Source organism: Nonomuraea rosea (assembly GCF_039539705.1).
GTDB classification, from domain to species: Bacteria; Actinomycetota; Actinomycetes; order Streptosporangiales; family Streptosporangiaceae; genus Nonomuraea; species Nonomuraea rosea.
This window is the reverse complement of record NZ_BAABDQ010000023.1, coordinates 98,134-110,964: the sequence shown is the minus strand read 5'-3', so window position 1 is coordinate 110,964 and position 12,831 is coordinate 98,134. Positions and strand designations below refer to the sequence as shown.

Here is a 12,831-nt window from a genome sequence, read left to right as displayed (position 1 = left end):
CATGCGCTTCCGGCATCCCGACGGCACCCTGGTCCATCTCGCGTACTGCACCAACGTGCATCCGGCCGAAGACCTCGACGGGGTCATCACGCAGCTCCAGGTGTACGCGGCCGCCGTCCGCGAGCGCCTCGGCGTGCCGCGCCTCGGCGTCGGCCTCTGGCTCGGCAGAGGGGTCGTCACCCGGCTGGTCGCGAACCCTGACGACGTGCGGCGGTTGAGACGCGCTCTGGACGACCTCCGGCTCGAGGTGGTCACGTTCAACGGCTTCCCGTACGAGGGCTTCCACGCCGAAACGGTGAAGAAACGCGTCTACCACCCGGACTGGACGACCGACGACCGGCTGCGTCACACCCTCGACCTGGCCCGGCTGCTGGCCGAGCTGCTGCCGGAAGACGTGCAGACAGGCAGTGTCTCCACCTTGCCGCTCGCCTGGCGCACCCCCTGGTCCGCCGAACGCGCGTCGCAGGCCGCCGCACGGCTCGAACGCCTGGAACAGGGGCTCGCCCAGCTCGCGGTGCGGACCGGCAAGACGATCCGGATCGGATTCGAGCCGGAGCCCGGCTGCGTCGTCGAGAACACCGCGCAGGCGGTGCGCCTGCTGCCTGGCCGGACCGAGCACCTGGGGATCTGCCTTGACACCTGCCATCTCGCCGTCGCGTTCGAGACGGCCGACGCGGTGGCGGAGCTGTCCGCCGCCGGGCTGCCGGTGGTGAAGGTGCAGGCCTCCTGCGCGCTACAGGCCGACCAGCCGGCGCGGGCCGATCAACGGCGGGCGCTCGCCGCGTTCACCGAACCGCGCTTCCTCCACCAGACCAGGGAGGAAGGCGTCGAAGCCGGGGCGGACGACCTCTCCCTCGCACTGGGCGGGGAGCTGCCCGGCATCCGGCCTTGGCGGGTGCACTTCCACGTACCCGTGCACGCCGAACCCGCTCCGCCGTTGCGCGCCACACAGCAGGTGCTCATCGGCGCCCTCGATGCCCTGCTCGGCGGCAGCCAGGCGCTCACCAGCCACGTCGAGGTGGAGACCTACACCTGGGAGGTCCTTCCGGCCGCTCCCACCGGCGCGCACGAACTCGTCGGCGGAATCGCCTCCGAACTGACCTGGATGCGGGACCTCCTGATCGACCTCGGGCTCAAGGAGGACACATGAACCGCCTGCTCGTCCTCGACGTCGTGGGGCTGACCCCCAAACTGCTCGCCCACATGCCGCGCCTCACCCGGTCCATGCACGGGCGGGCCACGCTGGGCACGGTGCTTCCGGCCGTCACCTGTTCCGTGCAGTCCACGTTCCTGACCGGCGCGCCGCCGAGCACGCACGGAATCGTGGGCAACGGCTGGTACTTCCGGGACCTCGGCGAGGTGCTGTTCTGGCGCCAGCACAACGGCCTCGTCGGCGGCGACAAGATCTGGGACGACGCGCGGCGCCTGCGCCCCGGCTATCGGGTCGCCAACGTCTGCTGGTGGTACGCCATGGGCGCCGCCACGGACTACTGCGTCACCCCCCGGCCCGTCTACCACGCGGACGGCCGCAAATCACCCGACTGCTACACGGTGCCGCCGTCGTTACGGGTGGACCTCACCCGAGAGCTCGGACGATTCCCTCTCTTCTCGTACTGGGGTCCCAAGGCCGACCTGACCTCCAGCCAGTGGATCGTCGACGCCTCCCGGCTGCTGCTCGAACGAGAACGCCCCGATCTCACGCTCGTGTACGTGCCCCACCTCGACTACGACCTCCAGCGGTTCGGCCCGGACGGCCCGGAGGCGATCGCGGCGGCCGGGGACGTCGACGACATCCTCGCCCCGCTGCTCGCCGACGCCGACGCGGCCGGCCTGACCACGGTCGTACTCTCCGAATACGGCATCACGGCCGTCTCCCGCCCGGTCGACATCAACCGGGCGCTGCGCCGGGCCGGACTGCTGTCCGTGTACCGGCAGTCCGGCATGGAGTACCTCGATCCCTGGACGTCACGGGCGTTCGCGGTCGCCGATCACCAGGTCGCCCACGTGTACGTCCGCGACCCCGCCGACCGGCAGACCGTCCATGCAGTGCTGAAGGAACTGCCCGGTGTCGAAGAACTCCTCGATTCCTCCGGAAAGAGCGCGTACGGCCTCGACCACCCCAGGGCGGGCGAATTCATCGCGGTGGCCGAGCCTGACGCGTGGTTCACCTACTACTACTGGCTCGACGACGCCCGCGCCCCGGACTTCGCCCGCCAGGTGGAGATCCATCGCAAACCGGGCTACGACCCGGCGGAGCTGTTCCTCGACCCCGCCGATCCGCTGGTGAAGGTCCGTGCCGCGATGGCGCTCGCGCGCAAGCAGCTCGGATTCCGCTACGCGATGAACGTCGTTCCACTCGACCCGCGCGTGGTCCGCGGCAGCCACGGGCGGCTCCCGGCCGATCCCGCCGACGGGCCGGTGCTGCTGTGCTCCCAGCCGCTCGACCGGGACGCCTACGCCGCCACCGATGTCAAGTCGCTCCTGCTCTCACTGGCCGACCTCACCGCCCCCTAGACCTTCTCGCCGAGTCGATGCGGCTGCGCCCCGGTGTCCGGTTCCGCACCCGGCGCCGTCGTGTCGGGAAGTGATGATGGATGCCGTGCTGTATCGCGTACACGCGAGCATCCACCGAGCAGTCATGAGTAGGCGATGTGCGCCCACAGCAGGATCGTCTCGCGCCACCACGGGTCATTTACGGCGGCGGGCAGCCGGGGCTGCAGGTCGGGGTGGTCGTGGATGTGCGCGGCGGCCACATACTCCTGGAAGGTCTGGTGGGAGAAGGAATAGGCGCCGGCCTCGCGTTCGAGCAGCAGGCCGCTGCTCTCCAGGCTGGTGAGCAGGGTGGCGGATCTTCGGCTGGGGGAGCTTTCGGCGAGCGTGGCCTCATCCGCGTGCTTGTCACCGCACCGGATGGGCCTCACTCGCCGGCGGAAGGGCTGACCCTGATCAGCGGGATCGCCCAGTGGGCGGCCCGGATCGGGTCCAGCATGGCGTCCGTGACGCCGGCGGTGAAGCGTTCGAACCCGAAGACCTTGAACAGCGCCTCACGCCCGAACTTCGTGCTGTCGGCGACGAAGAACGCTTCTGCTGCGATCGAAGACATCTTGCGCTTGAGCTCGGTGGCGTAGCTGGAGCTCGCGTGGATCCCGTCCTCCAGCACCGCCTCGGCACCGAACACAGCGACGTTGACCCGCATGTTCTCGAGCTGCTGTAACGACGTCGGGCCCCACATGGACGTGGTCGTCGGCAGGAGCTCGCCGCCGATGAACACCAGGTTGTACTGAGGCTTTCTGGCGATCTCGAGAGCGATGAGCAGGTCATGGGTGACCACGGTGAGGCGGGAACGGGTGAGGTGACGTGCCACCTCCAGGCATGTCGTGCCGCCGTCGATGAGAATCGTCTGATTCTCCAGGACTCGCTCGGCCATGGCGAGGCCGATCGCGCGCTTCTCGTGCAGCTGCGGCACCGCTCCCTGGCTCGGCGCGGGAACGCTTGCCGGAACGGCACCACCATGGGTGCGGTTGACCGCGCCGGTGGTGGCCAGGTGTTCGAGGTCCCGCCGGATCGTGGAGGGATCGACACCGAACTGCCGGGCCAGCGAGGTGACGCTCTGGAACCCGTGCTCCTCGAGGAGCTTGACGATGCGTTCCCGGCGTTCCATCCAACCCCTTCCTTCGGTTCGTGAGCATACGCCGGTCCATCCGATGCTCGATTTCGTGCAGACTCTACACGTAATCGAGCGGAAATTCACTGGAAACTCTCGACATGCGCTCGTATAACGCCTAGCGTGTGCCCACACCGGAGCATTGATGCACGGATTCAGGATCCGTACGCACAGGAGACGGCAATGAAGTGGAAGCGCACACAAGGAGTCATGGCCGCCGGGCTCTCGGCCCTGCTGATGGCCGGCTGCGGCACTGTGAACGACGGAGCCGCCGGCGATCCCAGCGCCACGGGCCGTACCTCCGCGTCGGGTACCACGATGGTCACCGTTGTCAAGGTCAAGGGAATTGCCTGGTTCGACCGGATGGACGAGGGCGTCAAGGCCTACGGGCAGGAGAAGGGCATCGACACCCGTACCGAAGGCGGTGACGACATCAGCCCGGAGAAGCAGATCCAGATCATCCAGAACCTCATCGCGCAGCAGCCGGCGGCGATCACCGTCGTGCCCAACTCTCCGGAGGCTCTCAGCAGCGTGCTGGCGCAGGCCAAGGCCAAGGGCATCATCACGGTCGCGCACGAGGCGACCGGCATCAAGAACGCGGACGTGGACATCGAGGCATTCGACAACGCCGTCTATGGGCAGAAGATCATGAAGAGCCTGGGCGAGTGCATGGGCGGCCAGGGTGATTACGTGCAGTTCGTCGGTGGTCTGACCGCAAAGACCCACATGGAATGGGTCGGCGCCGCGCATGAGTACCAGCAGGCGAACTTCTCCGGCATGAAGCGCGTCGAGGACCCGATCGAGAGCACCGACAACGAGACCACGGCGTACCAGAAGGCCAAGGAGGTTCTCGCGAAGTACCCGAACATCAAGGGCTTCCAGGGTTCGTCCGGAAACGACGTCCCCGGCATCGCCCGCGCCGTGGAGGAGGCGGGCAAGGAGAAGGACGTGTGCGTCATGGGCACGTCGATCCCGTCGGCGGCGTCGAAGTATCTCGCCACCGGATCGATCGACAAGATCTTCTTCTGGGACCCCGCGCTGGCAGGCAAGGCCCAGCTCGAGATCGCCCGCATCCTCTCCACCGGAGGGAAGATCGAGCCTGGCACGGACCTCGGCATCGAGGGTTACCACAGCCTCAAGAAGCTTGACGGTTACGACAACGTCTTCCTCGGTGACGCCGCGATCGAGGCGGACGCCGAGGCTGCCAAGAAGTACGACTTCTGATCACAGAAGAGGGGTCGGGTGCCTCCGCGCGCGCTCCGGGCCCCAGTGGAAAGGCGCTCGCCATGCCCCCTGCAACTCCCTCGTCCCCTCCTCCGCCCGTCCTCGCGGTGCGGGACATCGTCAAGACCTACGGCGGTGTCACCGCACTCCGCGGTGTCTCGCTCGACGTGCTGCCCGGCGAGGTGCTGTGCCTGGCCGGCGAGAACGGCAGCGGCAAGTCGACCCTCATCAAGATCATTTCTGGGGTGGAACGACCTGACTCCGGCGAGATCGTCATCGACGGGGCCGGCTATCGGTCGATGGATCCGACGGGCGCCATCAATCGCGGAATCCAGGTGATTTATCAGGACTTCTCCTTGTTTCCCAACCTTAGTGTCGCCGAGAACATCGTGCTCACCTCGGCCGTCGCGGACCGCCGGCGCTTCTACAGCGATCGCGCCGCACGGGCCGGGGCCCAGGCGATCGTCGACGATCTCGGTCTCGACGTCGACCTGGACACCGACGTCGAGCGACTCTCGGTCGCCGACAAGCAGCTGACTGCGATCTGCCGGGCGCTCGTCAACGACGCCCGAGTGCTGATCATGGACGAGCCCACGGCGGCGCTCACCCACACCGAGGTGGACCGGCTCTTCGCCGTCGTCGAGCGGCTGCGCTCCAGTGGCGTCGCCCTGATCTTCGTCTCGCACAAGCTGGACGAGGTCCTGCGGATCTCCCAGCGGGTCACCGTGCTCCGCTCCGGTGAGCACGTCATCACGAGCGCGTCGCAGGACCTCGACCCGAGGGCCATCGCCCAGCACATGACCGGCAGGGAGCTCGATGAGTCCCGCCAGGTGACCGAGCTGGAGCCGGACGCCGGCGTCGTGCTCGAGGTCGAGCGGCTCGGGCTGCGCGGCGCGTACCGGGACGTCTCCTTCTCTCTGCGGCGCGGGGAGATCCTCGGCGTCGCCGGGCTGCTCGGCTCCGGGCGCACGGAGATCGCCGAGTCCCTCTTCGGTGCCTTGCCGCACGACACCGGCACCGTCAAGGTCGACGGCAAGCCGGTCCGGCTCCGGTCGATCCGCGACGCGATCGGCGCCGGGATCGGCTACGTGCCTGAGGACCGGCTCACCGAAGGGTTGTTTCTCGACAAGTCGATCTCCGACAACATCATCGCCGGCTCGCCGGACCAGCACGCGAACCGGGGCCGGATGCTCGACCGGCGTGCCGTGCGTAAGACGATCGGCGGCCTCTTCACCCGGCTGCGCGTCAAGGCGCCCGACGCCCACGCGCCGGTGCGGTCGCTGTCCGGCGGCAACGCGCAGCGCGTGGTGCTCGCGAAGTGGCTGGCGCGCCGCCCGCGCGTCCTCATACTCAACGGCCCCACCGTCGGGGTGGACGTCGGGTCCAAGGCGGAGATCCTCGGCATCCTCCGGTCGGAGGCCGCCGACGGAAGGGGCATCCTGATCATCTCCGACGACGCTCCAGAGCTCGTAGCCTGCTGCCATCGGGTCCTCGTCGTCCGCCACGGGCGGATCGTCGAGGTGCTCCAAGGCGACGAGGTCACGGTCGACGCGATCCGGGAGAAGGTCGCCGCATGACCGCACGAGGTGTGACCGCGGGCGCGGTGGCGCACCGTCTGCGGGGATCCAACAACGAGGGCATCCTCGCGATCGTCCTGGTGCTGCTCGTTGTGGGGATGTCGATCGCGAACCCCGCGTTCTTCACGCTCCCGACCGCCTTCAGCATCCTGCGCAGCTCGATCGTGCCGCTGATCCTGGCCCTGGGCGTGCTCCTGGTGATCATCTCCGGCGGCATCGACGTATCGTTCGCGGCGATCGCGGTCTTCGCGGCCTATACGACGGTGATGGTGTTCGAGGGCGACACGTTCGGTCTCGGCCTCGTCGGGGCGGTCGTGTCCGCGCTGATCATCGGGGCGTTGCTGGGATTGGTCAACGGGTTCCTGATCGCCAGGTTCCGGCTGCCCACGCTGATCGTCACCCTGGGCACACAAGGCATCTTCAACGGCGTCCTGCTCGCCTACGTCGGCTCCCGTTACATCGCCAACCTGCCCGACCCGATGGCGGCGATCTCGACGACGAACCTCATCGAGGTCACCACCGCGGGCGGACACGCGTATCTGCACGTCCTGGTGATTCCCGCCGCGATACTGGCGCTCGCGCTCAGCCTCGTGCTCCGGCGCACCATGTTCGGCCGGAGCATCTACGCGATCGGCGGCGACATCGACGCGGCGCGGCGCGCCGGGATCCGGGTGACGCGCATCCAGCTCGTGGTCTACGTGGTCGTCGGCATGATGGCCGCGGTAGCCGGGATGATCTACATGATCATGGGCCGCAGCGCGAACCCCCACGAGCTCGTCGGCGGCGAGCTCGACATCATCGCGGCAGTGGTCCTCGGCGGCGCGTCGATCTTCGGCGGCCGCGGCTCGGTGCTCGGGACGGTCCTCGGCGTGCTGCTGATCCAGGTGATCAACAACAGCCTCACCCTCGCCGGCGTGCCGAGCGCATGGCAGCGGACCGCCGTCGGCGTTCTCCTCGTCATCGGCGTCGGCGTCCAGGCGCTCGCCGCCAGAGGCACTTGGCGAGCACGAGGGCGCCTCGGGATCAACACGGCGCGGGAGGTGACGGCATGAAAACCACCCGACCGGAGCAAAGCCCGCTGGACAGGCTCAACACCACGGTGGACGCCGGCTGGGGCCGCCTGATCAACCGGGTCTCGCCGCAGGGCGGGGCGCGGCGCATGCTCGGCCTGCTGATCATGGCCTTCGCGCTCTTCTCGGTGCTCAACCCGGCCGTGTTCCTGAGCGCGACCAATCTGCAGAACATCGCGCTCGCAGCGCCGGAGATCGGCGTGATCGCGCTGGCGATGATGCTGGCGATGCTCACCGGCGGCATCGACCTGTCGCTCGTGTCGATCGCCAACCTTTCCGCGATCACCATGTCGACGCTGTACACGACGATGGCCGCGGCCGATCCTGGCCAGGCCGAGCGGCTGGCCCCGGTCATTCTGCTGGCCGGGCTCGCCGTCGGATTGCTGGGCGGCCTCATCAACGGCCTGCTCGTCTCGGTTGTCGGCATCACGCCGATCCTGGCCACGCTCGGGACGATGCAGGTCTACAACGGCGTCGCGGTGGTCTGGACCGGTGGCACGACGCTGTCCGGGTCGCCGTCCGCCCTGACCAACCTCGGCATATCGACCGTCGGCGGCATCCCGGCCCTGTTCGTCGTCTTCGTGGTCGTCGCCGTCGCGCTCGGCGTCCTTGTCTCCCGTACGCCGCTCGGCCTGCGGATCCAGTTGCAGGGCGCGAACCCGACGGCCGCCCGCTACTCGGGCATCGCCAGCCGCCGGATCCTGCTCAGCACCTACGTCCTCACCGGGCTGCTCGGCGGCATCGCGGGCAGCTTGTTCATCGCCCGCAACCCCATCGCCTCCGCCGACTACGGCGCCTCGTACGTGCTGCTCGTCATCGTGATCGCCGTGCTCGGCGGGACCGATCCCAAGGGCGGCTTCGCCTCCGTCCTCGGCGTCGTGCTGGCCACCCTGACGCTGCAGATCGTCGCGAGCGGCTTCACCGCGATGCGGCTGTCCGCCTACGAGTACGGGATCGCGCAGGGTCTCATCCTCGTCGTCGTCATGGCCTACGACGAGGTGCGCAGGCGATGGGCCCGGCCCGTGAGCCGGCGACCGGCCCGGCGTGCAAGCTCGTGACGCGGGAATCCTCCGTTCACGTTGAAAGGAAAACGGTGAAGAAGATCATAAACAAGCCTGGTGACTTCGTCGACGAGATGATCGAGGGCATCGTCCTCGCTCATCCCGATCTGGTGAAGACGCCCGGTGCGGACCGGCGGATCCTGGTGCGGGCCGACGCGCCGGTCACCGGCAAGGTAGGTATCGTCACCGGCGGCGGCTCGGGTCACCTGCCCCTTTTCAAGGGCTATGTCGGCCAGGGGTTGTGCTCGGGCGTGGCGATCGGGAACGTCTTCAGCTCGCCGAGCTCGCAGCAGTGCCTGGAGGCCACGAAGGCGGTCGACGGCGGCGCCGGCGTGTTGTATCTGTACGGCAACTACGGCGGCGACGTCTTCAACTTCGACCTCGCCGCCGACCTCGCCGAGCTCGAGGACATCGAGACCCGTACGGTGCTGGGCCGCGACGACGTCGCCAGCCAGCCGAAGGAGCTCAAGCACGAGCGCCGCGGCGTGGCCGGCATCATGTTCGCCTACAAGGCGGCCGGCGCCGCAGCCGAGCGTGGCGACGGCCTCGAACAGGTCGCGGCGGTCGCCGAGGACGTCGTTGAGCACACCGCCACGATGGGCATCGGCCTGTCCCCGACGGTCCTGCCCACCACCGGAACGCCGAGCTTCGACCTGCCGGAAGGCGAGATGGAGATCGGCATCGGGATCCACGGCGAGCCCGGCATCCACCGCGGCCCGCTCGAAACGGCGGACGCGATCACCGACCGGATCATCGATGCGCTCGTCGAGGACCTGGAGCTGGTCTCGGGCGAACGCGTCGCCGTACTGATCAACGGCCTCGGGGCCACACCCCTGGAAGAGCTCTACGTGATGTACCGCCGGGCGCACCAGGGGTTGACGGAGCGCGGTCTGTCGATCGAGAAGAAGTACGTGGGTGAGTACGCGACCAGCCTGGAGATGGCCGGGGCCTCGATCTCCCTGCTCAAGCTCGACGACGCTCGCCTCGAACTTCTCAACGCGCCGGCGTCTTCACCGTTCTTCCTGGGAGTCTGAAGCATGCGCTCGGCAGAGCTGATCGAAACGATCAAGCGTAGCCTGTCACAACTCGTCGGCTACGCCGACGAACTACGCGACCTCGACCAGGCACTGGGCGACGGTGACCTCGGCATCACGGTCTCGCTGGGCGCCGCCGCGGTCATCGAGGAACTCGACGCGCTTCCCGAGGACGTCACCCCGTCGGAGATCGCCCGGACGTGCGCCAAGGCCTTCGCCAACGCCAACCCCTCGACACTCGCCGCCCTCGTCGCCGGGGGCCTGCTCGCGGGATCGAAGGCGTGGGCGAACGTCGGGGACGTCGACGTACCGGCCGCCGCGCGGTTCGTCCGCGCGGCCGGCGACAACATCGCCCAGCGGGGCAAGACCCAGCTCGGGGACAAGACGATCCTCGACGTCATCCTGCCTGCCGCCGACGCCCTGAGCGACGCCACCAGCAGCGCCGCCGGCCTGAACGCGGCCACCGCAGCCGCTGAGAAGGCCGTCGTCGACACGCGCGCGCTCCAGTCTCGGCGCGGGCGTGCGGCGTGGCTTCAGGAGCGCAGCATCGGCCTGCAGGATCCCGGCGCGACCGCCATGTGGCGATTCCTGCAATGCTGGCAGCGAGCCACATCGCCTCAATGACCCGTGTGTTCACCCAGGTTCATCAGCAGGTTCCGGGCTTGCTGGGTGGTCCATGCGCCCGTTGGGCTGGAGGTGAGGCCCAGCAGGTGTACGCGGCGTGTCTCGATCTCCATGGCGAACAGGACGTACAGGCGTTTGAGGAAGACGGTGTCGACGTGCAGGAAGTCGCAGGCCAGGATGCCGGCGGCTTGGGAGGTGAGGAACTGTCGCCAGGTCGGTGAGGTCTGGCGTGGCGCTGGGCCGTGGCCGGCCGCGGTGCGGATGCGGCGGATGGTGCCTTCTCCGATCTGATGGCCGAGGCCGAGCAGGCGGCGGTGCGAGGACAGCAGGGTGCCCGGCGTCACGATCCGATGGAGGCGAAGCCGGGTGGGCAGCGGTCGCGCCAGTGCGGCCGGCAGCGCCCGGTCGGTGCCGCCCCGCGAGAGTAGCGTCAACCAGCCGGGCAACCGGACCATGAGCAGATACAGCAGGCGCAGAAACACGAGTGCCGAGGATGGAAGACCAGATCAGATGCCAGGGGCGAGTTCTGGCACCGCACAGGGCAGGGTTATGAAGTGGCCGTTGTGCGTTTCCGGTTCATCCAGAGCTTGTCCACGGCCAGGGCTCCGCCGCCGCTGAAGGCGAGGACGAGGGCGGCGACCAGAAGGGAGAGGCAGAGCTCGCTCGCCTTCCATCCCTTGGGGCCCTGCACGAAGAAGATGGCGCCCATCATGTCGATGGCGAGCATGACGCCGACCAAGGGCAGCCCGGCACCGAGGATGATGGCCGCACCCCCGGCCACTTCGAGAAGGAGTACTGCGGGTCCGGCGATCACGGCCAGCGGGATGCCGAGGGAGTCGAAGTAGTCGATGGTGCCGCCGACACCGCGCTCGTTGAGTTTCTCGAGCCCGTGGACGATGAAAATCGTCCCGATGGCGATGCGGGCCAGGAGCAGGGAGACAGACCTTGCCTGGTCGAGCTTCATTGGCTTCTCCTGATCGAGTCTTACGAGTTGTCGAGAGTGAATCTGAGCGGGAGCAGGGCAACGTGTTGATCAGCTCGTTGGAGCCCCACGGCGGGAGACCACCCCGGCGGAATGCAGGGGCCTCGCGAGGTGGTCACTCGAGGGCAGGAGCCTGACCGCGAGCGACAGAGCGTTGTCCGGCTGGGCGGTTGCGGCGCGGGAGCCAGGACTCCGGATCCTCACTCCAGGTCCCGGATCAACGAGGTCAACCCGAACATGGGTCCTGAACTCACCCCGGTCGGAGGAGCCCGCACCAGCGCGAACGACCTAAGCGAACGTTATGCAGTCCGGATTCGGAACGGGCATGGATGTCCCGGTATCTGTCAGCTTCCCGGATCGCGGGTCGATGCTGAACAGGTTGACGGTGCTGCTCGCCTGATTCGCCACGAGCATCCACCGGTTGCTGCGGTGGATCGTGAAGCTCCACGGTGTCAGGCCGCCGCAGGGCATGCGCTGGACGACGGCGAGCCGGCCGGTTCGCCGGTCGGCCGCGAAGACGACGATGGTGTTCTCGCTACGGTTGGAGGTGTAGACGAACCGGCCGTCGCGGCTCATTCCCAGTTCGGCTGCGCTCTTGGTGGCGCCCGTGTATTCGGGCGAGGTGATGGAGAGGCTCTCGTTGAGAGTGAGCTGTGCCTTACGCGGATTCCAGTCGAGGACCTGGAGTTCCGCGGTCAGCTCGTTGAGCAGGTATACCGTCCGGCCCTGGGGATGGAACAGCACGCGTCTGGGGCCCGAACCTGGCTTCACCGCGTACGGGAGCGGGCCGCCGGACAGCGCGCGCGTCCTGCGGTCGAAGCGGTGGACGAATACGCGGTCCGCGCCGAGGTCCGGGACCAGCGCGTACCGGCCGCTCGGATCCACGACCACGTGATGCGGGTGCGGGCCTGTCTGGCGCGGGTGGGGCCCGGAACCGGTGTGCACCACGACGGAGGCCGGAGAGCCGATGCCGCCATCGTCGAGGATGGGCATGGCGACGGTCAGCCCCGCCGCGAAATGCGCCACCAGAACAGTGCCCGAGGGCCGGTCGATGCCGATGTACGACAGGCCGCCGGGCGTGTCCGCGCTGTCGCTCTTCGCCTGAGCGATCAGGTCAAGGGCGCCGGTCGACCTGTCGATCCGGAACGCGGAGACGGTGCCGCCGGCGTCGCCGCTGCCGACGTAGAGAACCGGCTTGGACGGGTGCTTGACCTGCCAGCTCGAGTTCACCTGAGCCGCGACGCCGAACGGGGTCATGGTCCCGCTGACGGGATCGAACCGGGCGCCGGTCACCTGGGTGCCCCGCCACGTTCCGAGATAGAAGAGTTCCTGCTTCGAGTTCGATGAAGCGTTCGCGCCCTGCGCGCCGAAGAGCACCGGGGCGGCGGCGGATGCCGCTAACACGCCCAGCACCTGCCTACGGGCCGGTCGCCAAATCTCGTTTCCGAAGTCCGACATTGTTGCGCTGACCTCTCTGTTCGCGAACGAACACAGGCGAGCGACCAGCCGTGCACCCCAGAAGAACGCCAACCACATTGCGCCACAGTCTGTGACCGGTCGCGGTAGTTCGTCAACCGCCTGATGACTGTTCGCAG

13 protein-coding genes are annotated in these 12,831 nt (G+C 68.1%); 8 read left to right on the top strand and 5 right to left on the bottom strand.

Annotated features, from left to right (window positions below):
* Position 1: 1 nt before the first annotated feature.
* Positions 2-1,150, top strand: coding sequence for a metabolite traffic protein EboE (gene eboE, locus ABEA43_RS40390; protein ID WP_345570515.1), 1,149 nt, complete (start codon positions 2-4; stop codon positions 1,148-1,150).
* Positions 1,147-2,514: an alkaline phosphatase family protein gene (locus ABEA43_RS40385; protein WP_345570513.1), complete on the top strand. Its 1,368-nt coding sequence runs from the start codon at positions 1,147-1,149 to the stop codon at positions 2,512-2,514. Before eboE ends, ABEA43_RS40385 begins: the two co-directional genes overlap by 4 nt.
* Before the next feature lie 122 nt (positions 2,515-2,636).
* Here the strand turns inward: ABEA43_RS40385 and ABEA43_RS40380 are convergent, their stop codons facing one another.
* Positions 2,637-2,921 (bottom strand): hypothetical protein, encoded by a 285-nt coding sequence (locus ABEA43_RS40380; protein ID WP_345570511.1) that lies wholly within the window; start codon positions 2,919-2,921, stop codon positions 2,637-2,639.
* Entirely contained in the window at positions 2,918-3,661 is a 744-nt protein-coding gene (locus ABEA43_RS40375) for a DeoR/GlpR family DNA-binding transcription regulator (RefSeq protein WP_345570509.1), read from the bottom strand. Before ABEA43_RS40375 ends, ABEA43_RS40380 begins: the two co-directional genes overlap by 4 nt.
* Positions 3,662-3,847: 186 nt before the next feature.
* Here ABEA43_RS40375 and ABEA43_RS40370 point away from each other — a divergent pair, with 186 nt between their 5' ends.
* The 6 genes from ABEA43_RS40370 (at position 3,848) to ABEA43_RS40345 (ending at position 10,254) form a co-directional block, all read left to right on the top strand.
* Positions 3,848-4,888, top strand: a complete 1,041-nt coding sequence (locus ABEA43_RS40370) for a substrate-binding domain-containing protein (RefSeq protein WP_345570507.1) — start codon at positions 3,848-3,850, stop codon at positions 4,886-4,888.
* Positions 4,889-4,995: 107 nt separating this feature from the next.
* Positions 4,996-6,465: a sugar ABC transporter ATP-binding protein gene (locus ABEA43_RS40365; RefSeq protein WP_345570505.1), complete on the top strand. Its 1,470-nt coding sequence runs from the start codon at positions 4,996-4,998 to the stop codon at positions 6,463-6,465.
* Entirely contained in the window at positions 6,462-7,517 is a 1,056-nt protein-coding gene (locus ABEA43_RS40360; protein WP_345570503.1) for an ABC transporter permease, read from the top strand. The genes ABEA43_RS40365 and ABEA43_RS40360 overlap by 4 nt, the downstream gene beginning before the upstream one ends.
* Positions 7,514-8,593, top strand: coding sequence for an ABC transporter permease (locus ABEA43_RS40355; protein WP_345570501.1), 1,080 nt, complete (start codon positions 7,514-7,516; stop codon positions 8,591-8,593). Before ABEA43_RS40360 ends, ABEA43_RS40355 begins: the two co-directional genes overlap by 4 nt.
* A 35-nt stretch (positions 8,594-8,628) precedes the next feature.
* Positions 8,629-9,630: a dihydroxyacetone kinase subunit DhaK gene (locus ABEA43_RS40350; RefSeq protein WP_345570498.1), complete on the top strand. Its 1,002-nt coding sequence runs from the start codon at positions 8,629-8,631 to the stop codon at positions 9,628-9,630.
* Positions 9,631-9,633: 3 nt separating this feature from the next.
* Positions 9,634-10,254, top strand: coding sequence for a DAK2 domain-containing protein (locus tag ABEA43_RS40345; RefSeq protein WP_345570496.1), 621 nt, complete (start codon positions 9,634-9,636; stop codon positions 10,252-10,254).
* Here the strand turns inward: ABEA43_RS40345 and ABEA43_RS40340 are convergent.
* The 3 genes from ABEA43_RS40340 to ABEA43_RS40330 all read right to left on the bottom strand — a co-directional run bounded on the left by ABEA43_RS40340 (position 10,248) and on the right by ABEA43_RS40330 (position 12,640).
* Positions 10,248-10,736, bottom strand: a complete 489-nt coding sequence (locus tag ABEA43_RS40340) for a hypothetical protein (protein ID WP_345570494.1) — start codon at positions 10,734-10,736, stop codon at positions 10,248-10,250. The two genes, ABEA43_RS40345 and ABEA43_RS40340, sit on opposite strands and share 7 nt — an antisense overlap.
* Positions 10,737-10,801: 65 nt before the next feature.
* Positions 10,802-11,218 carry a DoxX family protein gene (locus ABEA43_RS40335; protein WP_345570492.1) on the bottom strand — a complete coding sequence of 139 codons (417 nt, stop codon included), beginning with the start codon at positions 11,216-11,218 and terminating at the stop codon, positions 10,802-10,804.
* Between the two features lie 306 nt (positions 11,219-11,524).
* Positions 11,525-12,640, bottom strand: a complete 1,116-nt coding sequence (locus tag ABEA43_RS40330; RefSeq protein ID WP_345570490.1) for a lactonase family protein — start codon at positions 12,638-12,640, stop codon at positions 11,525-11,527.
* Positions 12,641-12,831 lie beyond the last annotated feature (191 nt).

Bases quoted from the DNA above. Each gene is read 5' to 3' on its own strand.
- eboE (WP_345570515.1), top strand. From the start codon at position 2: ATGCGCTTCCGGCATCCCGACGGCACCCTGGTCCATCTCGCGTACTGC.
- ABEA43_RS40385 (WP_345570513.1), top strand. From the start codon at position 1,147: ATGAACCGCCTGCTCGTCCTCGACGTCGTGGGGCTGACCCCCAAACTG.
- ABEA43_RS40375 (WP_345570509.1), bottom strand. From the start codon at position 3,661: ATGGAACGCCGGGAACGCATCGTCAAGCTCCTCGAGGAGCACGGGTTC.
- ABEA43_RS40370 (WP_345570507.1), top strand. From the start codon at position 3,848: ATGAAGTGGAAGCGCACACAAGGAGTCATGGCCGCCGGGCTCTCGGCC.
- ABEA43_RS40360 (WP_345570503.1), top strand. From the start codon at position 6,462: ATGACCGCACGAGGTGTGACCGCGGGCGCGGTGGCGCACCGTCTGCGG.
- ABEA43_RS40355 (WP_345570501.1), top strand. From the start codon at position 7,514: ATGAAAACCACCCGACCGGAGCAAAGCCCGCTGGACAGGCTCAACACC.
- ABEA43_RS40345 (WP_345570496.1), top strand. From the start codon at position 9,634: ATGCGCTCGGCAGAGCTGATCGAAACGATCAAGCGTAGCCTGTCACAA.
- ABEA43_RS40335 (WP_345570492.1), bottom strand. From the start codon at position 11,218: ATGAAGCTCGACCAGGCAAGGTCTGTCTCCCTGCTCCTGGCCCGCATC.